Raw genomic sequence first — 23,287 nt, forward strand, 5'->3', positions numbered from 1 at the left:
ACCATGACCCAACCCCATTACGACGCCATCGTCATCGGCGCCGGCGCAGGCGGCATGAGCGCCGCTGCTTACCTGGTGGCCGCCGGCCGCAAGGTGCTGATCGTGGAGTCGCAGGACCGCCTCGGCGGCCGCGCCTCCAGCGAGGAGATCGACGGCTTCATCGTCAACCGCGGCGCCATCGCCATCGAGCGTGGCAGCGGCTTCGAGCAGACCTTCGACCTGCTGGGTGTGCCACTGGATGTGCGCGAACCGCAGCCGGCCACCGTCTTCCGCATCGACGGCAAGATCATCGACCCGAGCAAGGGTGGCGGCTGGAACCTGATCATCGGCGGGCTGACCAAGGCCGCCGCCAAGATCGGCGCCACCTTCGGCGATGTGCGCAAGGGCAACACCGAGCTGCCCGAAGAGGCGCTCAGCACCGAGGAATGGCTGCGCAAGTTCACCAGGAACCAGACGGTGCACCGGCTGTTCCGCAACCTGTGCGCCGCCATCTGGGCGGCCAATGCCGACGAGCTGCCGGCGCGGGCCTTCCTCACCTACTTCTCCTTCAAGGGCGCCTTCAAGCGCTTCGGCTTCTGCCCGCGCGGCACCATCGGCCTGTGGAACGACCTGGGTGACGCCATCCGTGCGCGCGGCGGCGAGATCTGGCTCGACACGCCGGTCACGCGCATCCATGTCGAAGGCGGCCGCGCCATCGGCGTGGACGTGGTACGCAACGGCCAGACCCAGCGCGTCGATGCGCGCGTGATCATCAGCAACATCGGCCCGGCGGCCACGGTGCCGCTGGCGGGCGAGGCCGCCCTGGGTGCGGACTATGTGGCCAAGGTGCGCCGCGTGCTGCGCCCGGCCGCCAACATCGTCGTCAACTTCGCCACCCGCGAGCGGCTGATCGACCTGCCGGGCCTGGTCACCTTCGCCAACACGGAGCGGTTGTGCAACATGGGCGAGCTGACGGCCATGTGCCCGGAGATGGCGCCGCCCGGCTGGCACCTGTACGTGGCCTACGTGGTGCCCAAGCCCGCGCTGGGCGACTTCGACGAGAAGGCCGAGACCGAGCTGGGACTGCAGGACCTGCGCAACGAATTCCCGAGCTTCAAGGACGCGAAGATGCTGTCGATCCGCGTCATGCGCGGCGAGTGGCCGGCCCAGCGCTCCTGCGCCGGCTACGACCTGCCGCAGGAGACGCCGCTGCCCAATCTGTGGAACGTGGGCGACGCCGTGAAGGACTACGGCGGCGGCGGCACCCAGGCCTGCGTCGACACCGGCCGCGAGGCCGCGCACAAGGCCCTCGCGGTGCTGGGCGTGGGCGGGCCCGCATGACCGGCGCGCAGTTCCCGCACCCGCATGCGGCCGAGGCCCGCGACGTGCTCACGCACCTGCGCCGCACCTTCGACCAGTCCGTCCGCAACCTCGCCGAGCAGTGCCTGGAGTCCGGCCGCCTGAGCGCCGGCCGCCTCGATGCCCACCAGATCGCGGCCTTCGAGCTGGCCTGGGCCGGTGCCGAGCTCCTGGCCGCCGAAACCGCCATCGCCTCGCTGGCCGCGCAGGCCGATCCGCTGGAAGCCCAGCTGGCGCTGGTCTTCGCCACCGACGCCATCGTCGCCCTGCTGGACCGCCTGGACGTGATCGCCGCCGAAGCCGGCATGGCGCCCGATGCCGTCGATGCCCTGCGCAGCCTGCCTGCCTGGCGCGCATTGCGCGCCGCAACGGGCAGCGCCGCCGCCCTGCGCGCGGCCGGCCGCGGCGTCGTCGAAGCCCAGGGCCTGGTCGGCGAGGTCGCGCTCGACGAGCCGCATGCCCTGGCGCAGGACGCCTTTCGCCGCTTCGCCGCCGAGGTGGTGGCGCCGCAGGCCGAGGCCATCCACCGGCACGACCTCACGGTGCCCGAATCGCTGCTGCAGCCCATGCGCGAGATGGGCGTCTTCGGCCTGGCCATTCCCGAATCGCACGGCGGCAGTGCGCCGGACGACCGCGAGGACACGTTGCTCATGGTGGTGGTGACCGAGGCGCTGTCTGAAGGCTCGCTGGCTGCGGCCGGCAGCCTGATCACGCGGCCCGAGATCCTGACCCGCGCGCTGATGGCCGGCGGCACCGAGGCGCAGAAGGCGCACTGGCTGCCGCGGCTGGCGGCAGGCGACTCGCTGTGTGCCATCGCCATGACCGAGCCCGACTGCGGCTCGGACCTGGCAGCCTGCCAGCTCAAGGGCACGCGCACCGAAGGCGGCTGGCTGCTCAATGGCGCCAAGACCTGGTGCACCTTCGCCGGCAAGGCCAGCGTGCTGATGGTCGTCACCCGCACCGATCCCGACCGCGCGCTCGGCCACAAGGGCCTGTCGGTGCTGCTGGCCGAAAAGCCCGCCTTCGACGGCCACAGCTTCGAGGCGCAGCAGCCCGGTGGCGGCAGGCTCAGCGGCCGGGCGATCCCGACCATCGGCTACCGCGGCATGCATTCCTTCGACCTCGCCTTCGAGGACTACTTCGTGCCCGATGCCAACGTGGTCGGCGGCGAAGCAGGCCTCGGCAAGGGCTTCTACTACACGCTGTCGGGCATGGTCGGCGGCCGCATGCAGACCTCCGCCCGTGCCTGCGGCGTGATGCGCGCTGCGCTGCGTGCGGCCGTGCGCTACACGCAGGACCGCAAGGTCTTCGGCGCCCCGCTGGCCGACCTGGCCCTCACGCAGGCCAAGCTGGCGCGGATGGCCGCGCGGCTGGCGGCCTGCCGGCGCCTGGCCTATGCGGTGGCCCGCATCGTGGACACGGGCGAGGGCCGGATGGAGGCCAGCCTGGTCAAGCTGCTGGCCTGCCGCTCGGCCGAGCTGGTCACGCGCGAGGCGCTGCAGCTGCACGGCGGCATGGGTTATGCCGAGGAGACGGCGGTCAGCCGCTACTTCGTCGACGCCCGCGTGCTGTCGATCTTCGAGGGCGCCGAGGAGACGCTGGCGCTCAAGGTGGTGGCCCGCAGCCTGATGGAACGCGCGCTCGGCCTCGGATCATCAGGAAACTGACATGAGCAACAGCATCCTCGCCGGTCTGCGCGTCGTGGAGGCCGCGGCCTTCGTGGCCGCGCCGCTCGGCGGCATGACGCTGGCGCAGATGGGCGCCGACGTGATCCGCATCGATCCCTTGCACGGCGGCCTGGACCATCGCCGCTGGCCGGTCACGGCCGACAACACCAGCCTCTTCTGGTGCGGCCTGAACAAGGCCAAGCGCTCGGTGGCGCTGGACCTGGCCTCGGCCGAAGGGCGCGAGATCGCCATGGCCCTGGCCTGCGCGCCGGGCGAGGACGCGGGGCTCTTCCTCACCAACTTCCCGGCGCGCGGCTGGCTGACGCACGAGGCGTTGCGTGCGCGCCGACCGGACCTGATCCAGCTCACGCTCACGGGCGACCGGCATGGCGGCTCGGCGGTCGACTACACCGTCAACGCCCGCCTGGGGCTGCCCCACATGACCGGCCCCGTCGACGCCGAAGGCGTGGTCAACCATGTGCTGCCGGCCTGGGACCTGATCACCGGCCAGATGGTGGCCGTGGGCCTGCTGGCCGCCGAGCGGCACCGCCGGCGCACCGGCGAGGGCCAGCATGTGAAGCTGGCGCTGGAGGACGTGGCCCTGGCCGTGATGCAGCACCTGGGCTTCATCGCCGAGGCGCAGCAGGGCCAGCCGCGCGAACGCCACGGCAATGCGCTGTTCGGCGCCTTCGGTCGCGACTTCGTGACGGCCGATGGCCAGCGCGTGATGGTGGTCGGCCTCACGCTCAAGCAGTGGCGCGCGCTGGTCGAGGCCACCGGCTGTGCCGACGCGGTGGCGGCCCTGGCCAGCCAGCGCGGCGTGGACCTGGACCGCGAGGGCGAGCGCTTCCGCGCCCGTGAAGAACTGGCTGCGCTGATCGGCCCATGGATCGCGGCGCGGCCTTTCGCCCAGGTGGCCGCGGCCTTCCAGCAGCATGGCGTGTGCTGGAGCCGCTACCAGGACGTGGCCGCTCTGGCGCGCGATCCCGAATGCTCGCCGGCCAATCCGCTCTTCACCCGCGCCGCGCAGCCCGGTGTGGGGGAGATGCTGCTGGCGGGTCTGCCGCTGGACTTCGGCGCCGCGCCGCGCCAGCCGGCCCGGCCGGCGCCGCAGCTGGGCGCGGACACCGAAGCGGTGCTGTCCGAGCTGCTGGGCATCGACGCCGCCTGCTTCGGCCGCCTGCACGACCGGGGTGTCGTGCAGCAGGTCAGGGGCTGACACGGCCGTGATTCGAGGCAACTGAGGAATACGGCCTCGAAGGCCTGGCCTTGCTGTGGGACTGCCCGATCCGTCGCCGCGTGCGCAGCATTCACATCTGCATCGTGCGCGACGCCCAGCTGTGCCGCGACGAAGCCTACATGGAGACCTCGGTGCTTCAGGCGTTGATGGGCCTGCCTTCGGCGTCGAGCTGAACGAAGCCCACCGTCCACAGCGCCGACACCCGCGCGGCCAGCTCGCGCGGCGGGATCTGGCCGCTCTTGCGGTACCAGGTGAAGGTCCAGATCATCATGCCGAAGAGCAGCAGCGAGTAGGGCTTGCGCGCCTTGGGGTCGCGCATGACGGTGGGGTTTATCTCGCCGAGCAGCTGCTCCAGCAGGTCGGCCAGTTCCACTTCCATGACGCGGATCTGCTCGCGCTCGGCGCGCGGCAGGAACTTGAGGTCGGCCATCAGGATGAGGTGTTCGCTGCGCGAGCGGGCCGCGCCCTGCACGAAGCTGTCGATGAAGCGAGCGAAGCGTTCCTCTGCCGGCAGCGGCAGGGCCACGATGGCCCGCAGCTCGGCGGTCTGCTGTGCGATGTGCTCGTGCACGACGGCGAAGAGCAGGTCCTCCTTGCTGGGGAAGTAGTGATACAGGTGGGACTTGGAGGCGTTGCAGGCCTTGGCCACATCCATCATCGTGGCCTGGTCGAAGCCTTTGCGGGCAATCAGCGCAGCCGCCTTCTCCAGGATGGCGCGCTTCTTGTCCTCATAGTCGTCTGCACGGGTGCGTGTCACGTTGCGTGTCCTTCGCCGGTTGTCTTGCCACTTGTTGACCCAGTCGATATATTAGACCGACCGGACGGACTATAAGGCGGCCGCATCGACGCGACGCCCAGGATGAACATGGAGACAGCACATCAAGCGCACTGGGATTTGATCGTGATCGGCGCCGGCCATGCCGGCAGCGAACTGGCTGTGGCCACGCGTCAGGCGGGCTGGGCCGGCAGCATCCTGCTGCTCGGCGACGAGCCCGGCCTGCCCTACCACCGGCCGCCGCTCTCCAAGGCCTATCTCGGCGGCGAGATGGATACCGACGCCCTGGCGCTGCGACCCGATGCCGCCTATGAGCGGGCAGGCGTGGTGCGCCGCAGCGGCGTGCGCGTGGTGGCCATCGACCGGGCCCGGCACGAACTGGTGCTGGCCGACACGGGCGAGCGGCTGCATTACGGCAAGCTGGCGCTGTGCACCGGCGGCCGACCCCGGCCCTACCGCTGCGAGGGCATCGATCCCGCGCGTCCGCCGTCCAACCTGCTGTACCTGCGCACGGCCGCCGACGCGGACCGGCTGCGCGCCTACGTCGAGCCGGGCGCCCGGCTGGTGGTGGTGGGCGGCGGCTATGTGGGCCTGGAGGTGGCGGCCTCGGCCACCAAGGCCGGCATGCAGGTGACGGTGCTCGAGTCGCAGCCCCGTGTGCTGGCGCGTGTGGCGGGTCATCGGCTGTCGCAGTTCTACGAGGACGAGCATCGACGGCACGGCGTGGACATCCGGACCGGCATGCAGGTGCGCGCGGTGCAGTGCAGGGACGGCGCCATCACCGCGCTGGAAGGCGCTGATGGCGAGCGCATCGAGGCCGACGTGGTGGTGGCCGGCATCGGCATGGAGCCCGAGGTGCAACTGGCGGTCGAGGCGGGCCTCGCCGCGGCCGACGGCATCCCGGTGGACGCGCACGGCCAGACGGCCGACCCCGACGTGTTCGCCGCGGGCGACTGCACGCGGCATGTGCACCCGGCCTACGAGCGGGATGTGCGCATCGAGTCGGTGCCCAACGCGCTGGAGCAGGCCCGCGCCGTCGCCGGCTGGCTGGGCGGCAAGCCCAAGCCGTACACGGCGATCCCGTGGTTCTGGTCGGACCAGTACGACCTCAAGCTGCAGATGGCCGGCCTGTCGCAGGGCCATGACCAGTGCGTGCTGCGCGGCGATCCGGCGACACGCAGCTTCTGCGCGTTCTACCTGAAGGGCGACCAGCTGCTGGCCATCGACGCGGTGAACCGGCCCGCCGACTTCATGCTCGTGCGGCGCGCCATGGCCCAGCCGCTGACGGTCGATGCGGCACGTCTCGCGGACGAGTCGCAGCCGCTCAAGCCGATGCTGCAGGCTTGACTTAGGTGTAAGCCCCAAGTGGTGCAGCAAGTCCCAATGCGCAAAATCGCGCCCAATTGATAGTCCGACTCGTCGGTCTAATTATATGGATTCAGATCACAACAACTCCACCCCGGCGGCCGCCGCGCCGCCCGCGCTGGCGATCCGCAGCCTGCAGGTCGTCTACGGCGGCGCCATCGAGGCCGTGCGCGACGTGTCGCTCGAAGTGCGCCCGGGTCAGATCGTCGCGCTGCTGGGCTCCAACGGCGCCGGCAAGTCGACGGTGCTCAAGGCCGTGTCGGGCGTGCTCGATGCCGAGGACGGCGAGATCGACAAGGGCAGCATCGAGCTCTTCGGCCGCCCGATCAAGCAGGCCGGTGCGCCCGACATCGTGCGCCAGGGCATGGTGCAGGTGCCCGAAGGCCGCCGGCTGTTCGCCACGCTCACGGTGGAAGAGAACCTGATGGCCGGCGCCCATACGCGCAGCACCGCCGAACTGGCCGAGGCCCGTGAGCGCGTGTTCCGCCTCTTTCCGCGACTGGTGGACAAGCGCAGCACCGTGGCCGGCTACCTCTCGGGCGGCGAGCAGCAGATGGTCGCCATCGGTCGCGCCCTCATGAGCCGGCCGCGCGTGCTGGCGCTGGACGAGCCTTCGCTCGGGCTGGCGCCGCTGGTGGTGGCCGAGATCTTCGACAGCGTGCAGCGGCTGCGTGCCGACGAGGGCGTGACCATCCTGCTGGTGGAGCAGAACGCCAGCCGCGCCCTCGCCCTCTGCGACTACGCCTACATCATGGAAAACGGCCGTGTGGTGCTCGACGGCACCGGCGAGCAGTTGCGCCGCAACGCCGACGTGCGCGAGTTCTACCTCGGCCTGTCCTCCGGATCTGGCCGTACACACATGAAAGACGTCAAACACTACAAGCGCCGCAAGAGGTGGCTGTCATGAGCGCCCACACGGTCGCTCCCGCGGGCACGCGCGCCGCAGGCAGGCCGGGGGTCCCTGCTGGCTTCGATATCCCTGTGCTGGAGGCACGCAACATCTCCAAGCGCTTCGGCGGCGTCAAGGCCGTCAATGACGTGAGCCTGCGCGTGATGCCCGGCGAGATCGTGAGCCTCATCGGCCCCAATGGCGCCGGCAAGACCACCACCTTCAATCTGGTGAGCGGCGTGCTGCCGCCCAGTGCCGGGCAGATCCTGTTCGAGGGTCGCGACACCGCGGGGCTCAAGTCCTCCGACTTCGCGGCCCTGGGCATCGGCCGCACCTTCCAGAACCTGGCACTGTTCCGCAACGGCACGGTGGTCGAGAACCTGCTGGTGGGCCGGCACATCCACTTCCGCTACAGCATCCTGGAGTCGCTGGTCTTCTGGGGCCGGCCGCGGCGCGAGGAGATCGCGGCCCGCGAGCGGGTGGAGCAGATCATCGAGTTCCTGGAGATCGAGGAGCTGCGCGACAAGCCCGTCTCGCAGCTGGCCTACGGCCAGCAGAAGCGGGTGGAGCTGGGCCGCGCGCTGGCCTGCGAGCCCAAGCTGCTGCTGCTCGACGAGATCGTGGCCGGCATGAACCGCGAGGAGAAGGAGGACATTGCCCGCTTCACCCTCGATATCCGCGACGAGTTCGGCATTGCCGTACTCATGATCGAGCATGACATGCAGGTGGTGATGGACCTGTCGGACCGCATCTACGTGCTGGACTTCGGCGCGCTGATCGCCGAGGGCACACCCGAGGAGATCGCCGCCGACCCGCAGGTGCTGAAGGCCTACCTGGGCGAGGAGGGCGGCCATGCTTGACCATGCCACCCTGTTGAACGGCGAGGGCACGCTGCCCGCACTGCTGCGCCACCGCGCGCAGGAGCGGGGCGCACAGGTCGCGCTGCGCGAGAAGGTGCAGGGCGTCTGGCGTGGGCGGACCTGGGCTGACTACTACCGCGACGCGCGCCGCACCGCACTCGGGCTGATGAAGCTGGGCCTGCAGCGCGGCGACCGCATCGTGATCGCGGCCGAGGACGTGCCCGAGTGGTTCTATGCCGACCTGGGGGCGCAGATGCTGGGCGTGCAGGTGGTCGGCATCTACCCCACGAACCCGTGGGCCGAGGTGCTCTATATCGCCGGCCACTGCCAGGCGCGGGTGGCCATCACCGGCGACCAGGAGCAGACCGACAAGGTGCTGGAGGCCATGCAGCAGGGCGATGGCCTGCCGCATCTGCAGCACATCTTCTGCGTCGACATGAAAGGCATGCGCCGCTACGAGCCGGGCCGGCCGCATGCGTTCGACCACCTGATGGCGCTGGGCGACCAGCTGGCGCAGGAGGACCCGCTGGCCGAGCAGCGGCTGGACCGCAGCATCGACAGCCTCGTGCCGGACGACGTGAACATCCTGGTCTACACCTCCGGCACGACGGGCCCGCCCAAGGGCGCGATGCTGACGCACCGCAACTTCATCTTCGCGGCCTATTCGTATGCGAGCGCGCGAGGCATGGTGGGCCAGCGCTTCGAGTCGGTCTGCTATCTGCCCTTGTGCCACGTGGCCGAACGCGGCTACTCGACCGTGCTGCATCTGCTGATGGGCGGCTGCGTGAACTTCGCCGAGTCTGTGGACACCGTGTCCGCCAACATCCGCGAGATCGCGCCGACCTTCTTCCTCGGTGTGCCGCGCATCTGGGAAAAGCTGCAGCAGCACTTCGAGTTCCGCATGAAGGACAGCGGTCGCCTGCAGCGCTGGCTCTACCGCAAGGGCATGCAGCAGGGCCGCGTGCTGTCGGACCGGCGGGCCGAACACGGGCGACTGGTCCGCCTGGGCGACCGGCTCGCCTTCGGCATGTGGTGGCTGCTGCTGTTTCGCAACATGCAGCGGCACATGGGGCTCAACCGGACGCACACGCGCATGTGCGGTGGTGCCTCCGTGTCGCCGGAGACGCTCAAGTTCTTCGACATCATCGGGCTGCCGGTGGGCCAGGGCTACGGTCTTACCGAGGCGGGCGGGCTGGCTTTCGTCCAACAGCCGGGCCGGCCGTTCGTGCCCGGCAGCTGCGGTCCGGCCATGCCCGGTGTGCAGTGGCGGCTGGGCAGCGACGGCGAGATCTTCGTGCGCTCGCCCGGCGTGTTCCGCGGCTACCTGTTCGACGACAAGGGCACCCGCGACATCCTTTCCGAAGACGGCTGGCTCGCCACCGGCGACATCGTGGAACAGCGTGCCGGCGACGAAATCGCGGTGGTCGACCGCAAGAAGGCCATCATCATCACGAGCGGCGGCAAGAACATTGCCCCTTCGGAGATCGAGAACGCGCTCAAGGACAGCCCCTTCGTGCGCGAGGCCATCGTGGTGGGCGACGGCCGGCACTTCCTGGGCGGGCTGATCCAGATCGACTTCGACACGGTCGGCCGCTGGGCCACCGAGCAGGGGCTGCAATACACCACCTTCAAGTCGCTGACCCTCATGCAGGAGGTGGTGGCACTCGTGCAGGGCGTGGTCGACGAGGTCAACACCCGCTTCGCCCGCGTCGAGAACATCCGCAAGTTCGTGCTGCTGGAAAAGGAGCTCGACCACGACGACGGCGAACTCACGGCCACGCAGAAGGTGCGTCGCGGGCTCATCGACAAGAAGTTCGCGCGCGAGCTGCAGCTCATCTACGGCAAGTCCTGAGGAATAAAAGCATGGGCTATTTCATCGAACTCGTGCTGTCGGGCCTGGCCATCGGCGCGATCTACGGACTCATGGCGATGAGCTTCGCCGTGATCTACAAGGCCACCGGCATCGTCAACTTCTCGCAGGGCGAACTGGGCATGCTGACGGCCTACATCTCCTGGTCCATCGCCGTGACGCTGGGTACCAGCGGCATCCTCACCGTGGTGGTGGCGCTGGTCTGCGGCGCGCTGCTGGGCATGCTGTGCGAGCGGCTGATCATGCGGCCCATGCTGGGCGAACCGGTGCTGTCCGTCGTGCTCGTCACCGTGGGCCTGGCCGTGGTGCTGCGCGCCATCGTCACCATGGTGTGGGGCGCGGCGCCGCACAAATTCGAGGTGGCCGGCGCCGACGCCGTGGTCCAGGTGCTGGGCACCGGCATGCGCGTGAGCCAGCTGGGCGTGATCGTCGTGCTGCTGCTGGTGCTCGCGGGCTTCTGGTGGTTCCTGCGCTACAGCCGATTCGGCGTCGCCATGCGCGCGGTCGCCGCGGACGAGAACACGGCCCGGCTCATGGGCATCTCCACCGCAAGGGTGCAGTCGGTGGCCTGGGCCTGTGCCTCGGCCCTGGCGGGGCTGGCCGGCGTGTTCTTCGCGGTGATCTACGGGCTCTCGCCCATGATCTACGAGCTGGGCCTCAAGGCCTTCCCGGCCACGGTGCTGGGCGGCTTCGACGCGGTGCTGGGCTCCGGCTTCAGCGGTCTGATCATCGGCGTGTTCGAGAACCAGGTGGGTGGCTACCTGTCCAGCATCCTCAAGGACGTGGCGGGCTTCGTCCTGATCCTGGTGGTGCTGATGGTCCGGCCCTTCGGGCTGTTCGGTGAAAAGCGGATCGAGAGGGTCTGATGAGAAGCGGTTTCTTCAAGCAGCGCTACGGCGAACTGGTCGTCCTGACCGACTCGAAGGCCGTCAAGGCCTGGACCGCGGCCCTGCTGCTGGCCCTGGTACTCGCACCGCTGGTGCTCAGCCCCTTCCTGATGGCGCACATGACGACGATCTTCTTCGTCGCCATCGGTGCCCTGGGCATCACGGTGCTCACCGGCTTCGCCGGACAGATCTCGCTGGGCCATGTGGGCTTCCTGATGCTGGGCGCCTACACCTATGCCATCGCGATCACCCGGCTGGGCCTGCCGGCCGAGCTGGCGCTGGTGGCGGCGGCGGTGGTCCCGGCGGTGTTCGGCCTCATCGTCGGGCTGCCCTCGCTGCGGCTGCACGGGCTGTACCTGGCGATCACCACGCTGGCCTTCAGCCACATCGTGGGAGCCGCGCTGCTGGCCGGCGGCAGCTTCACCGGGGGCGGGCGCGGCATCATCATCACGCGGCCGGTGCTCCTCGGCATGGACCTGGGCAGCGACCGCGCCTTCTACTGGTTCTGCCTGGCCATGTGCGTGCTGGCGGTGCTGGTCACGCTCAACCTGCGGCGCTCCTATGCCGGGCGCGCCATGGTGGCGATCCGCGACAACGACATCGCGGCGCGCACCATGGGCATCAACCTGATGCGCTTCAAGCTCATGGCCTTCCTGCTGAGTGCGGCCATCACCGGCGTGGCCGGCGCGCTGATGGCCATGTACATCAGCATCGTGAGCGTGGAGAGTTTCCCCTTCCTGCTCTCGATCGAGGCGCTGGCCATCATCATCGTGGGCGGCCTGGGTTCCGTGCTTGGCGCCATCCTGGGCACCGTCTTCATCCTGACGCTGCCCGAGGTGTTCTCTGCGCTGATGTCCTTCCTTGGCGGGCGCTATGCGGACCTGATGACCACCAGCGCGCACGAGGTCAAGACCATCCTTTACGGCCTGGCCATCATCGCCTTCCTGCGCTTCGACCCCCGTGGGTTGCGCGGCATGTGGCACGACGTGCGCCATGCCTGGGTGCACTGGCCGCTGCGCTATTGATTCCCCCCCGAGCAAGACGACTTCCAATGGAGACAACCATGAACCGGAGACTCGCCGCCACCACGCTGGGCCTGCTTGCCGCAGGCGCATTCCTGCCCGCTGCCGCCCAGCAGCAGGGCGTGACCGACACCGAAATCGTGATCGGCGACATCCTGCCGCTGACCGGGCCGCCGGCGCTGCTGGGCGTGGCCCACAACCTCGGCGTCAAGCTCGCCGTTGCCGAGGCCAACGCCGCCGGCGGCATCCAGGGCCGCAAGCTGCGCCTCGTCTCGGAGGACGACGGCTACGTGCCCTCGCGCACCATCCAGGGTGTGCGCAAGCTGGTCAACAGCGACAAGGTCTTCGCGCTGACCTCGATCTCGGGCACCGCGCAGGCGCAGGCCGCGATGCCGCTGATCAAGCAGACCGGCCTGCCGGCCATGGCGCCGATCACGACCTACGAAGGCCTCTACAAGCCCACCATCAAGAACGTGTTCGCGGTGGGCTACGACATGCGCGATGCCGTCTACGAGCTGGTTTCGCGCATGGCCGAGCGCTTTCCGGGCAAGAAGTGGGCCCTGATCTCTCAGGACGACGACTACGGCGAGAACGTGCGCGAAGGCTTCGAGCGCGCCGCCAAGGAGAAGAAGCTGCAGGTGGTGTCGACGCAGGTCTACAAGAAGGGCCAGTCGGACTTCTCCTCGGAGATCCTCAAGGTCAAGCAGTCCGGCGCCGAAGCGCTGATGGCCGGCGGTGTGCTGGGCGAGAACGTGACCATGGCCAAGGAGCTGGAGCGCGTGGGCCACAGCATTCCGATGGGCGTGACCTATGTGTCGCGCGTACCGGCCAGCGCCAAGATGATGGGCAGTGCAGGCGAGAACGTGTACACGGTCGACTATGTCTACCTGGAAAGCGCGCCCGAGGCCAAGGGCTTCATGGACAAGATCGACAAGTACCTCTCGGCCGAGGAACGGGCACGTGTCAACCGCTACACCTTCACCGGCTATGCCTCGGCCCGCGCCCTCTTTACCGCCATGGAGCGCTGCGGCAAGGCCCTGACCTGGGACTGCACGACCGCCGAGCTCGCCAAGGTGAACAACCTGGACACCGGCGCCATGACACCGATCAGCTTCACGGCGACCAACCACCTGGCGGCGCCCAAGCTCTTCCTGTTGAAGGCGGACCCGGCGGGCAGCACCTACAAGCCGGCGCCCTGAGAACGGGGCGCCAGCGAAAAGGGGCACCCGAGGGTGCCCCTTGCGCTGTTCGGGCGGCGGGCCCTTACGACTTCTTGACCCCGACGAATCCGTCCAGGAAGAGCCGCGTCAGCCGCTCGCACAGCTCCTGCGGTTTGACCGCGCCGGTGGGCTTGTACCAGAAGTCGGTCCAGTTCAGCATGCCCACCAGCATCATGGCGTAGGGCTTGTAGAGCTCCTCGGGCAGGCCCTTGTTGACCTCGCGCAGCAGCTTCGCGAACAGCTCGGTCAACTGGCGCTGCAGGTTGATGAGCGGCGTCTGCTTGGGCTTGGGCAGGAACTTCACGTCGTTCATGGCAACCATGTGCCGCCGCCGCGACTGGGCGGACTTCTGCGTGTAGGCCTCCACCACCATCTGCAGCTTGGCGCGGGCGTCGGCCTTGCTGGCCACCGCCTCTTCCAGTGCGCCGATCAGGCGCTGCAGGTGTTCCTGCAGCATGGCGAAGAGCAGGTCGTCCTTGGTCGGGAAGTAGTGGTAGAGCATCGACTTGGTCGCGCCGCAGGCCTTGGCCACGTCCTGCATCTTGGCCGCCGGATAGCCTTCCCTGGCGAAGATGGCGGCTGCCGAATCCATGATGGCCTGGGCCTTGGTTTCGTAGTCGTCCGAGCGGATTCGCGGCATGTCGTTCTCTGAGAAATGGCCTTCGTACTTCCCACGCTGTGCGGTGGGTGTCCCCCGAGGGGTCTTGTTTCATCCGGGGCGGACCGGTGATGAAAAAAAGCGGCGCGAGTTTATCAAGCGCTGTTGCGCGTCCCGGATGCGGTCCATAAAATAAACCGACACGCCGGACTATCAATGACGACCGGCCTCCTGTCTTTGACCTGCATCAGACGCCACCATGATTGAATTCGAATTCCTCGAGCCCGACCTTCTGGACGAAGACCTGCGCATGGTGCGCGAGCAGGTGCGCCGCTTCTCCAGGGAGCGCATCGTGCCCTTTGCCGACGAATGGGAGGCCACGGGCGAGATCCCGCGCTCGGTCTTCCTCGAGCTGGGCGAGATGGGCTTCCTGGGCATGCGTCACCCGGTCGAGTACGGCGGCGGTGGCATGGGCGCGCTGGCTTCCGTCGTGCTGGGCGAGGAGCTCGCCCGCTCGGGCTACGGCGGTGTGGCCTCGGCGCTCACGGTGCACAGCGACATGTCGATCAGCCATATCGCGCACCGCGGCTCGCCCGAGCAGAAGCAGCGCTACCTGCCAGATGCCTGCGCCGGTCGCAAGGTGGGCGCCATCTGCGTGACCGAGCCTGGCGCGGGCTCCGACGTGGCCGGCATGCGCACGCGGGCCGTGCGCACGGCCGAGGGCTGGGTGCTCAATGGCTCCAAGACCTTCATCACCAATGGCGTGCATGGCGACATCTACATCGTGGCTGCGCGCACCGACCCCGAGGCCAAGGGCAGCCGTGGCATCTCGATGTTCATCGTCGAGAAGGACAACCCCGGCCTGAAGGTCACGCGCAAGTTCGACAAGCATGGCTGGCGCTCGTCGGACACGGCCGAGCTCTTCTTCGACGACCTGGCGCTGCCGCCGGAAGCGCTGCTGGGCGAGGAGGGCAAGGGCTTCTACTACATCATGAGCACCTTCCAGAACGAGCGGCTGGTGGTCGGTGCGCTGGTGTCGGGTACCTGCGCCCGCGCCATCGAACTCACGGTGGACTACGTGCGCCAGCGCCAGGCTTTCGGCAAGCCGCTGTGGGATCAGCAGGTGGTGCGCAACAAGCTGGCCTGGGTGGCCTCCAAGGCCGCGGCGGTGCGCGCGCTGACCTACCAGTGCGCGCTGATGATCGACCAGGGCAAGGACACGGTGCGCGAGGTCTCGATGCTCAAGGCCTTCGGTGCCGAGACCCTGCAGGAGGTGGTGCACACCTGCCTGCAACTGCATGGCGGCAGCGGCTACATCATCGGCACGCCAGTCGAGCGCATGGCACGCGATGCCCGCATCCTCACCATCGGCGGCGGCGCCACCGAGGTGATGCTGGAAGAAGTCGCCAAGCGCATGTAAGGCAGGCCATGCCCGGACCGCTGGCCCACCTCACCGTCATCGAACTCGCCGGCATCGGCCCCGGCCCCTTCGCCTGCATGCTTCTGGCGGACATGGGCGCACGCGTCATCCGCATCGACCGGCCGCCGACACCGGCGCGCAGCGATCTGGATGCACTGATGCGCAACGACAGCGTGGTCGACCGCGGCCGACAGTCGCTGGCCCTGGACATGAAGGACCCCCGCGCCGTCGAGGCCGTGCTGCGTCTGGTGGCGCAGGCCGACTTCCTGGTCGAGGGCTACCGGCCCGGTGTTGCGGAGCGGCTCGGCCTGGGGCCAGCCGTCTGCCATGCGCGCAACCCGCGCCTCGTCTACGGTCGCATGACCGGCTGGGGCCAGACCGGCCCGCTGGCGCAGACGGCCGGGCACGACATCAACTATGTGGCGCTCTCCGGCGCGCTCCATGCCATCGGCACCGGGCCGCAGCCGTTGCCGCCCCTCAACCTGGTCGGGGACTATGGTGGCGGCGGCATGCTGCTGGCCCTGGGCCTGCTCGCCGCGCATGCCCAGGTGCAGGCCAGCGGCCAGGGTCAGGTGGTGGATGCCGCGATGACCGATGGCGCCGCACTGCTGATGGCCGCCATCTATGGCATGAAGGCCAAGGGCTTCTGGCAGGACGCGCGGCAGTCGAACTTCCTGGACGGTGCGGCGCATTTCTACGGCACCTACGAATGCAGCGACGGACGGCATGTGGCCATCGGCGCCATCGAACCGGCCTTCTACCGTCAGTTGCTCGAACGCTGCGGCATCGACGATCCTGCCTTCGAGCGCCAGTGGGAGCGCGGCGAGTGGGCGGCCCTGCGCGAGAGGCTGGCGGCAGTATTCCGCACCCGTACCCGCGACGAATGGTGCGCGGTGTTCGACGGCAGCGATGCCTGCGTCGCACCCGTTCTGTCGATGGAGGAGGTGGCCGCCCATCCGCACAACGCGGCGCGGCAGACCTTCGTCGCACCCGATGGCGTGCTGCAACCTGCGCCCGCACCACGCTTCGACCGCACGCCTTCGGTGCTGCCCGGCGTCGCACCGCGCGCGGGCGCCGACACGGAGGCGCTGTTGGCGCAGGCTGGCTACCCCGCTTCGGAGGTCGCTGCCCTGCTGGCCGCCCGGATCGCATTCGCAGCCTCGGCAGCATGAGCCACGCCACGCCAGCCGCACCGCGGCGCGCCTTGCATCTGCGCCGCATTAGCAGCGAAGCCTTCGAGCGCGATGACGGGCTGATCGACATCGAGGCCGTGCTGACCGACACCCGGCCGGTCCGAACCTCGCTGGTGACCGGCCGCGACATCGAGGCCGGCCAGCCGATCCATCGGATGCGCATGCGTCTGACCATCGATCGCGAGCGACAGATCGTCGATGCCCAGGCCTTCAGCGAGGCGCGCCCCTACCGCGAATGCGAAGCCGTGGAGGGCGCCTACGCTCGGCTCATCGGCCTGCGCATCGAGCCGGGCTTCACCCAGGCCGTCAAACGCCTCTTCCGAGGCGAAGCCGGCTGCACCCACCTCACGGAGCTGTTGCCGACCATGGCCACCACGGCCTTCCAGGTGCTGTGGGCCGATCTGGATGCGACCGGCCCCGGCGCCGCAGCCGGTGGCACGCCCGTGGGCGGCTGCCATGGCCTGCGCGCGGATGGCGAGGTCGTCAGGCTGCACCTGCCGCAGTTCGCCAAGGGGGGCCGATCATGAGCGCCACCCCGGCCGCGCCGAAGCGCGTCACTGCCGAAGGCCTTCCGGTGAGCGAAGTGGAGGACGACAGCCTGGTGCTCTATGCCGCGGAAGACGGCGTGGTCACGCTGACGCTCAACGACGCAGCCCGCATGAATCCGCTCGCCGACGGGTTGATCGACGCCCTGGAGTCCGCCTTGCAGAGCGCTCGGCAGGCGCCCGACATGCGCGCGCTCGTGCTCACTGCCCGTGGCCGCGGGTTCAGCGTGGGCGCGGACCTCGCCGACTACCGCGCGTTGCTCGACGCACCGGCCGCCGCCCCACGGCTGGGCGCGCACGTGGGCCGGCTGATGGCACGCATGCAGCCCCTGCTGCTGGACCTCAAGGCCTGGCCTGCGCCGGTGATCTGCGCCATCAACGGCGTGGCCGCGGGCGGCGGGGTGGGCCTGGCGCTGGCGGGCGACATGGCCATCGCCGCCGAGTCGGCGTACTTCTACCTGCCCTTTCTGCCTGTGCTGGGCGCGGTGCCGGACATGGGCACCACCTGGCTGCTGCCGCGTGCGCTGGGCGCGCCCCGCGCCATGGGCCTGGCGCTGACCGGCGACAAGCTACCCGCCACTCGTGCGGCGCAGTGGGGCCTGATCTGGGACTGTGTGCCCGATGAGCGGCTTGCGGCCGAGGCCCGGTCGCTGGCGCTTCGGCTGGCGGCCATGCCTGCGCAGGCCATCGGCGAGGCAAGGGCGGCCTTCGCCGCTTCGGCCCACCAGAATCTGGCGCAGCAACTCGAATGGGAGCGGTCGCGCCAGATGCTCCTGGTGGAAAGCCCCAGCTTTGCGGAAGGCGTGCGCGCCTTCGGCGAGCGCCGGTCGCCGCGGCATCGCTGAGGTGCCGATGGCGCAGTGTGTCGACCGCTGGGGTGTTTCCCTGTAAAGAGTGGGCAGAGTCCGTCGCGCAGGTGAGCGGCTAGGCTGTCGCCTGCGCTCGCGCGTGCGTGACGGCCGTGCGCAGCGCCAGCCGGTAACTGTCCACCCCGAAGCCCGCGATCTGCCCCTGCACGATGTCGGCGAACACCGAGTGGTGCCGGAAGGCCTCGCGCGCATGGATGTTGGACATGTGCAGCTCCACGATGGGGCAGGTCAGGATGGCCAGCGCATCGCGGATGCCGTAGCTGTAGTGCGTCCAGGCGCCGGCGTTGAGCATCACGCCCTCCACGCCGTCGAAGTAGGCCTGGTGGATGCGTTCGACCATCGCCCCTTCGAAGTTGGTCTGGAAGGACTCGACTTCCACCCCCAGTTCGCCCGCCAGCGTCTGCAGTTCGCCGTCGATCTCGGCCAGCGTCGTGGTGCCGTACTGCTTCGGATCGCGCTTGCCGAACATGTTGTGGTTGATGCCATGCAGCATGAGGAACTTCATCGCCGTGTCTCCCGTGTTCTCACATCAGCGGCACGGTCAGCTTGGCGATGACGGCGGCCGTGTCGGGCCGCACGCCACGCCACCAGTCGAAGGCTTCGGCGGCCTGCTCGACCAGCATGCCCACGCCGTCGGCCAGGCGCTTCACACCCGTCTGCTGGGCCATGCGCAGGAAGGGCGTCAGGCCCTTGCCGTAGGCCAGCTCGTAGGCCAGGCCGTCGGCGGTGAACACCGTGGCCGGCACGGGCGGCAGTTCGCCGCGCAGGCTGGCCGAGGTGGCGTTGAAGACGAGGTCGAAGCGCTGGCCGTCCAGGTCCTGGTAGCCGCAGCCGCGCACTGGGCCGTGGCTGCGTAGTTCGGTGGCGAGGGCGGTGGCCTTGTCGACCGTGCGGTTCGCGATCACCAGCTCGGCCGGGCCCTGCTCCAGGAAGGGCAGCAGCGCGCCGCGCGTGGCGCCGCCCGCCCCCAGGATGAGGACGCGCTTGCCGCGCATCGCGCAGCCCAGGTTCTCGACCACGTCGCGGGTCAGGCCCACGCCGTCGAAGTTCTCGGCCAGCACGCGCTCGCCGTCGAACTTCAGCGCGTTGACCGCGCCCGCCAGGCTGGCGCGCGGCGAGCGCTCGGTGGCGAAGGCGAAGGCGTCGAGCTTGAAGGGTGCCGTGACGTTCATGCCGCGGCCACCGGCGGCGCGGAAGGCCTCGGCATCCTCGGCGAACTGGCCGAGGCGGCCTTCGATGGCGGTGTAGACGAGGTCCTGGCCCGTGGCCGCAGCGAACATGCCGTGGATCATCGGCGACTTGGTGTGGCCGATGGGGTTGCCGATGACGGCGTATTGGTCACTCATGCTTTCATCTCCTTCGTGTAGAGCACGCCGTCCGCCTGCATCTGGGCGATCTCGTCGGTGCTGTAGCCCAGTGCCGCGGCGATCTCGGCGTTGTGCTGGCCCAGGTCGGGCGCGACCTGGCGGATGGTGGTGTCGCAGTCCGAGAACTTGAACGGCAGGTTGGGCAGACGGATCTTGCCGAGCACCGGATGCTCCTGCTCCACCACCATGCCACGGGCCTGGATCTGCGGATCGGCCAGCACCTCGTCGATGCGCTGCACCTTGGCGCAGGGCACGTCGATGCCGTCGAGCAGCGCCAGCACCTCGGCCACCTGGCGCGAGGCCACCCAGGGCTTGACCACGGCCAGGATCTCCAGCCGGTTCGCATTGCGGCCGGTCGAGGTATGGAAGCGTGCATCCGCGCCGAAGCCGGCGGGGCCGCCGTGGGCTTCCACCAGCGCGGCGAATCGCTTCCAGGCATCGTCCACCTGCGCGGCGATCACCAGGTCGCCATCGGCCGCGCGGAACACGCCGTAGAGCGTGGAGGTAGGCATGTCGTGGCCCGTCTGCTCCGGCAGCACCTGGCCGCCCGACAGCGTGTAGCACTGCACCGCGTACTCATGCATGGAGACCAGCGTGTCGTACAGCGCCATGTCGATGTGCTGACCACGGCCGGTGCGGGTGCGGCCCAGCAGCGCGGCATTGATGGCCGCCACCGCATGGATGCCGGTGTACATGTCGCCCAGCGAGATGCGCAGCAGCGGCGGCGGCTCGCCCGGCGTGCCCACCATCTGCATGATGCCGCTCTTGGCCTCGGCGATCAGACCGAAGCCGGCACGGTGCGCGTCGGGCCCGGTGTGGCCATAGGCCGAGATGGAGCAGTACACCAGCCTGGGGTTTCGCGCGCTCAGCTCGGCATAGCCCAGACCCAGCTTGTCGAGCGCGCCGGGGCGGTAGTTCTCGATGAACACGTCGGCGCTGTCCACCAGCTTGTGCATCAGCGCCTTGCCGCGCGGGTCCTTGGTGTCGACCGACAGGCCCTGCTTGCCCATGTTGAGCTGCAGGAAGTAGCCGGAGTAGGCGTCGTCCTCACCCACGAACCAGGCATGGTGGCGTCCGGCGTCGCCGCTGCCCGGGCGCTCCACCTTGATGACCTCGGCGCCCAGGCCCGCCAGGCAGCGGCCCACGTACGGACCGGCCAGGAAGTGCGAGTAGTCGATGACGCGGATGCCGGCCAGCGGCAGCGGCTGGGTGTTTTCGGGCGCCGCGCTCATGCGGGCCTCCGCGGAATCATCAGGCGGTGTTCGCCCTTCTGCACCACCTCACCATGCTGGTTGACCAGCTCCGAGGGCAGGATGACGATGCCCCAGCCCGGCCGGCTGTTGGAGGCGCGCAGGCCGGTGACGGTGAAGCGCACATGCAGCCGGTCGTCGATCTTGATGGGCAGCAGGAAGTCCCAGGTCCAGCCCAGCGACATGCCCGGCAGGAAGCGGTATTCGCTGCGCGTCTTCAGGCCGTCGGCGATCGAGAGGCCGAACAGGCCATGCGCCACACGGGTGCCGAAGAGCGTGGTCTTGGCATAGTCCTCGTCGATGTGCACCGGTGTGTAGTCGCCAGTCAGCTCGGCATAGGCATTGATGCGCGCCTCGGTGACTTCGTATTCGGGGCTGGTGCAGGTGTCGCCTTCGTGGGCGTCGTCCCAGTACTTCTCGGGGGTCTCGAAGTGCTGCGGGGGCGGGGTCAGTTTCATGCGTCGTCTCCGGAATCGAAAGAGGTCAGCCGCGCGGCTTCACGGCCAGGGCCTGCGCCACGCTGCCGGGCGCGGCCTGGATCAGCTCGACGGCCAGGCCGTCGGGCAGCTGCAGCCAGTTGCGGCCCTGCGGGAGCGCCTTGACGCCCCAGGGCTCGGCGGCGGCCAGGGCGGCTTCCAGGTCGTCCACCATCACGCCCAGGTGGGCCAGCCAGCCGGCGTCGTTGCTGGGTGGGGCCTCGAAGCCGGGCGTGGCCATCAGCTGCAGGCCGCCGAGCGTCCAGTACTGGCGGGGGTCGTCGGTGGGGCCGTCGATCTCGCGCACGTCCATGCCCAGCACTTCATAGAAGAAGCGGATGTGCCAGTGGATGTCGCGCACACGGATGGCCACATGCTCGACATAGGCCGTGGTGGGTGGGGTGAAGGGCTTGTGGCTCATGTCTTCGTCTCCTGGTCGTTCGGTGCTCAGCGGGCCTGGCGTGCGCGCTCGACACCCTTGATGCAGGCCACCAGCGTGGCATTGACGGGTGTGGCCACGCCACAGCGCTGGCCCCAGCGGACCACGGCGCCGTTGATGAAGTCGATCTCGGTGATGGAGCCCTTCTCCAGGCTCTGCAGCATCGAGGTCTTGAAGTCGTCGGGCAGGCCTGCGGCGGCCTTGGTCCAGGGCGCCTTCGGGTCGGTGTAGGAAATCTGCACGCCGCTGGCGCGGGCGACCGCCATCGCCTCCTGCACGGCGGCGACGGCGGTCTCCTCGATCTCGGGGATGGCATAGAGCGGGCCATAGGTCAGGCCCGTGATGCCGCTCACGGCGCCGGTGGCGACGTTGATGAGCAGCTTGTCCCAGATCGTGCCCATGATGTTGGTGCTGACCGTCGTGCGCAGGCCGGCCGCCTCGAAGGTGTCGGCGATGCGCTGCACGCGAGGGCTGGCGCTGCCGTCCAGCTCGCCGATCAGGGTTTCCTTGCCGACGGTGCCGCTGATGATGTGGCCGGGCGCGAGCATCACGCCGCCCACGTAGGTCTTGCCGGCGATCACACGCTCGCGGCCCACGGCTTCGGCCAGGATGTCCTCATGGCCGAGTCCGTTCTGCAGCGACAGCACGACGGTGTCGGGGCCGACCAGCGACGCAGCCCCGGCGATGGCCTGCTGCGTGTGGAAGGACTTCACCAGCACGATGAGCAGCTCGACGGGATCCAGGGCGCTGCAATCCACCTCGGCACGCACCGCGACGCGGCGCTCGCCGTCTGGCCCCCGCATGCGCAGTCCGCCGGCGCGGATGGCGTCCACATGCGCCCGGCTGCGGTTGATGAGCACCACGTCGTTGCCGGCCTCGGCCAGCGTGCCGCCGATGGCGCAGCCGAGTGCGCCAGCGCCGAGAACTGCGATCTTCAAATGCGTCTCCTGTGATGAGGCTGCATTCTTGGATCCGGGCTTCATCGTGTGAAGCGCATGGGAAACATACACTGCATGTCGATTTCACATGATGCCCCGACCATGTCCGACCTCTCCCTGCTGGACGGCCGGCAGCTGCAGCTGATCGACCTGCTGTACGCCACCGGCAGCGTGACGCGCACCGCCGAGAAGCTGGGCCAGACCCAGCCCACCGTCAGCATCTGGCTGGCGCGGCTGCGCGAGCAGGTGGGCGATCCGCTGTTCGTGCGCACGGCACAGGGCATGCTGCCCACGCCCCGCACCGAAGCCATGATCGACACCGTGCGCACCGTGCTGGCCGGCCTGCGCGCCATCGCCGAGCCGCCGGCGGTTTTCGATGCGGCCACGATGCAGCGGCGCTTCCGCATCTTCATGACCGACGCCAGCCACATCACGCTGCTGCCGCGGCTCTTCTCGCATGTGCGGGCGCTGGCGCCGGGCATCGCGCTGGAGGCGGCGGCCATCCACGCGGACATGGCCGCCGAGCTGGAGTCGGGCGCGGCGGACCTGGCGCTGGGCTTCATTCCGTCGCTGGACGCCGGCTTCTACCAGCAGACCCTCTACGACCAGGACTGGGTCTGCCTCGTCCATCCCGACCATCCCCGGATCCGCCCCCGATCCTTCGGCATCGAGGACTACCGCCGCGAGGCGCATGCCGGCATCGTGCAGGGCACCGGCGCCGCGCTGCTCGACGCCACGGTCCGGCGTCTGCAGATCGAGCGGCGGGTGGTGCTGAGCATCCCCGGCTTCCTGGGGCTGCCGGCCATCCTGTCCACCACCGACCTGATCGCCACCCTGCCGCGGCACATCGGCGAGACGCTGGCCCGGCTGGGCGGTCTGCGTGTGCTGCGCTGTCCGGTGCCCATCCCCAGCTTTCCGGTGCGGCAGCACTGGCATTCGCGCTTCCATCAGGACGCCGGCAACCGCTGGCTGCGTGGGGTCTGCGCCGAGCTGTTTCTGAAGGCCCCATAGGGCCCGGCTGCGTCGTCCGACCGTTCGTCGGACGGCGCTCAAGTCGCC

23 protein-coding genes are annotated in these 23,287 nt (G+C 69.2%); 15 read left to right on the forward strand and 8 right to left on the reverse strand.

The window, feature by feature from the left end:
• Window positions 1-3 precede the first annotated feature (3 nt).
• The 3 genes from QZ772_RS11150 to QZ772_RS11160 are packed head-to-tail and all read left to right on the forward strand — an operon-like array spanning window position 4 to window position 4,224.
• Window positions 4-1,320, forward strand: coding sequence for an FAD-dependent oxidoreductase (locus QZ772_RS11150; RefSeq protein ID WP_295525943.1), 1,317 nt, complete (start codon window positions 4-6; stop codon window positions 1,318-1,320).
• On the forward strand, window positions 1,317-3,005 hold the full coding sequence (locus QZ772_RS11155) for an acyl-CoA dehydrogenase family protein (protein WP_295525946.1): 1,689 nt from the start codon (window positions 1,317-1,319) through the stop codon (window positions 3,003-3,005). The genes QZ772_RS11150 and QZ772_RS11155 overlap by 4 nt, the downstream gene beginning before the upstream one ends.
• A gap of 1 nt (window position 3,006) precedes the next feature.
• Window positions 3,007-4,224: a CoA transferase gene (locus QZ772_RS11160; RefSeq protein WP_295525949.1), complete on the forward strand. Its 1,218-nt coding sequence runs from the start codon at window positions 3,007-3,009 to the stop codon at window positions 4,222-4,224.
• A gap of 157 nt (window positions 4,225-4,381) precedes the next feature.
• Here QZ772_RS11160 and QZ772_RS11165 read toward each other — a convergent pair whose 3' ends face one another.
• Entirely contained in the window at window positions 4,382-5,002 is a 621-nt protein-coding gene (locus QZ772_RS11165) for a TetR/AcrR family transcriptional regulator (protein WP_295525952.1), read from the reverse strand.
• Between the two features lie 108 nt (window positions 5,003-5,110).
• On the opposite strand from QZ772_RS11165, the gene QZ772_RS11170 reads away from it, so the two are divergent.
• The 7 genes from QZ772_RS11170 (at window position 5,111) to QZ772_RS11200 (ending at window position 13,112) form a co-directional block, all read left to right on the forward strand.
• Window positions 5,111-6,367, forward strand: a complete 1,257-nt coding sequence (locus tag QZ772_RS11170) for an FAD-dependent oxidoreductase (RefSeq protein WP_295525955.1) — start codon at window positions 5,111-5,113, stop codon at window positions 6,365-6,367.
• A gap of 85 nt (window positions 6,368-6,452) precedes the next feature.
• Window positions 6,453-7,292 (forward strand): ABC transporter ATP-binding protein, encoded by an 840-nt coding sequence (locus tag QZ772_RS11175; protein ID WP_295525958.1) that lies wholly within the window; start codon window positions 6,453-6,455, stop codon window positions 7,290-7,292.
• Complete coding sequence (locus tag QZ772_RS11180; RefSeq protein ID WP_295525961.1) at window positions 7,289-8,134, forward strand: ABC transporter ATP-binding protein; 846 nt, start codon at window positions 7,289-7,291, stop codon at window positions 8,132-8,134. Before QZ772_RS11175 ends, QZ772_RS11180 begins: the two co-directional genes overlap by 4 nt.
• On the forward strand, window positions 8,127-9,986 hold the full coding sequence (locus QZ772_RS11185) for an AMP-binding protein (protein WP_295525963.1): 1,860 nt from the start codon (window positions 8,127-8,129) through the stop codon (window positions 9,984-9,986). Before QZ772_RS11180 ends, QZ772_RS11185 begins: the two co-directional genes overlap by 8 nt.
• Before the next feature lie 11 nt (window positions 9,987-9,997).
• Entirely contained in the window at window positions 9,998-10,870 is an 873-nt protein-coding gene (locus QZ772_RS11190; RefSeq protein WP_295525965.1) for a branched-chain amino acid ABC transporter permease, read from the forward strand.
• On the forward strand, window positions 10,870-11,916 hold the full coding sequence (locus QZ772_RS11195) for a branched-chain amino acid ABC transporter permease (RefSeq protein WP_295525967.1): 1,047 nt from the start codon (window positions 10,870-10,872) through the stop codon (window positions 11,914-11,916). The genes QZ772_RS11190 and QZ772_RS11195 overlap by 1 nt, the downstream gene beginning before the upstream one ends.
• A gap of 38 nt (window positions 11,917-11,954) precedes the next feature.
• On the forward strand, window positions 11,955-13,112 hold the full coding sequence (locus tag QZ772_RS11200) for an ABC transporter substrate-binding protein (RefSeq protein WP_295525969.1): 1,158 nt from the start codon (window positions 11,955-11,957) through the stop codon (window positions 13,110-13,112).
• Between the two features lie 64 nt (window positions 13,113-13,176).
• Here the strand turns inward: QZ772_RS11200 and QZ772_RS11205 are convergent, their stop codons facing one another.
• Window positions 13,177-13,773 carry a TetR/AcrR family transcriptional regulator gene (locus tag QZ772_RS11205; protein ID WP_295525971.1) on the reverse strand — a complete coding sequence of 199 codons (597 nt, stop codon included), beginning with the start codon at window positions 13,771-13,773 and terminating at the stop codon, window positions 13,177-13,179.
• A gap of 217 nt (window positions 13,774-13,990) precedes the next feature.
• On the opposite strand from QZ772_RS11205, the gene QZ772_RS11210 reads away from it, so the two are divergent.
• From QZ772_RS11210 to QZ772_RS11225, 4 genes are read left to right on the forward strand one after another with little or no spacing between them, the layout of a single operon-like run.
• A complete protein-coding gene (locus tag QZ772_RS11210) occupies window positions 13,991-15,151 on the forward strand; it encodes an acyl-CoA dehydrogenase family protein (protein ID WP_295525973.1) in 1,161 nt (386 codons plus the stop codon).
• An 8-nt stretch (window positions 15,152-15,159) separates the two neighbouring features.
• Window positions 15,160-16,323 (forward strand): CaiB/BaiF CoA-transferase family protein, encoded by a 1,164-nt coding sequence (locus QZ772_RS11215; RefSeq protein ID WP_295525976.1) that lies wholly within the window; start codon window positions 15,160-15,162, stop codon window positions 16,321-16,323.
• Complete coding sequence (locus QZ772_RS11220; RefSeq protein WP_295525978.1) at window positions 16,320-16,871, forward strand: DUF2889 domain-containing protein; 552 nt, start codon at window positions 16,320-16,322, stop codon at window positions 16,869-16,871. Before QZ772_RS11215 ends, QZ772_RS11220 begins: the two co-directional genes overlap by 4 nt.
• Window positions 16,868-17,734, forward strand: a complete 867-nt coding sequence (locus tag QZ772_RS11225) for an enoyl-CoA hydratase-related protein (protein WP_295525981.1) — start codon at window positions 16,868-16,870, stop codon at window positions 17,732-17,734. Before QZ772_RS11220 ends, QZ772_RS11225 begins: the two co-directional genes overlap by 4 nt.
• Window positions 17,735-17,813: 79 nt before the next feature.
• On the opposite strand, the gene aroQ is transcribed toward QZ772_RS11225, so the two are convergent.
• Genes aroQ through QZ772_RS11255 form a run of 6 tightly spaced genes read right to left on the reverse strand, consistent with a single transcriptional unit; the run spans window position 17,814 to window position 22,228 of the window.
• Window positions 17,814-18,263, reverse strand: coding sequence for a type II 3-dehydroquinate dehydratase (gene aroQ / locus QZ772_RS11230; RefSeq protein ID WP_295525983.1), 450 nt, complete (start codon window positions 18,261-18,263; stop codon window positions 17,814-17,816).
• Between the two features lie 19 nt (window positions 18,264-18,282).
• Window positions 18,283-19,104, reverse strand: a complete 822-nt coding sequence (aroE, locus tag QZ772_RS11235; RefSeq protein ID WP_295525985.1) for a shikimate dehydrogenase — start codon at window positions 19,102-19,104, stop codon at window positions 18,283-18,285.
• Window positions 19,101-20,357: a CoA transferase gene (locus QZ772_RS11240; RefSeq protein WP_295525988.1), complete on the reverse strand. Its 1,257-nt coding sequence runs from the start codon at window positions 20,355-20,357 to the stop codon at window positions 19,101-19,103. Before QZ772_RS11240 ends, aroE begins: the two co-directional genes overlap by 4 nt.
• The gene (locus QZ772_RS11245; RefSeq protein ID WP_295525990.1) at window positions 20,354-20,833 is read right to left on the reverse strand and encodes a MaoC family dehydratase; all 480 of its coding nucleotides are present in this window, start codon (window positions 20,831-20,833) and stop codon (window positions 20,354-20,356) included. Before QZ772_RS11245 ends, QZ772_RS11240 begins: the two co-directional genes overlap by 4 nt.
• 25 nt (window positions 20,834-20,858) lie before the next feature.
• On the reverse strand, window positions 20,859-21,272 hold the full coding sequence (locus QZ772_RS11250) for a VOC family protein (protein ID WP_295525993.1): 414 nt from the start codon (window positions 21,270-21,272) through the stop codon (window positions 20,859-20,861).
• Window positions 21,273-21,298: 26 nt separating this feature from the next.
• Window positions 21,299-22,228: a ketopantoate reductase family protein gene (locus QZ772_RS11255; RefSeq protein ID WP_295525995.1), complete on the reverse strand. Its 930-nt coding sequence runs from the start codon at window positions 22,226-22,228 to the stop codon at window positions 21,299-21,301.
• 102 nt (window positions 22,229-22,330) lie between these two features.
• Between QZ772_RS11255 and QZ772_RS11260 the strand changes: the two genes are divergently transcribed.
• Complete coding sequence (locus tag QZ772_RS11260) at window positions 22,331-23,239, forward strand: LysR family transcriptional regulator (protein ID WP_295525997.1); 909 nt, start codon at window positions 22,331-22,333, stop codon at window positions 23,237-23,239.
• Window positions 23,240-23,287 lie beyond the last annotated feature (48 nt).

Origin of the sequence: uncultured Pseudacidovorax sp., from assembly GCF_913773995.1 — a bacterium.
Classification (GTDB): domain Bacteria; phylum Pseudomonadota; class Gammaproteobacteria; order Burkholderiales; family Burkholderiaceae_C; genus Xenophilus.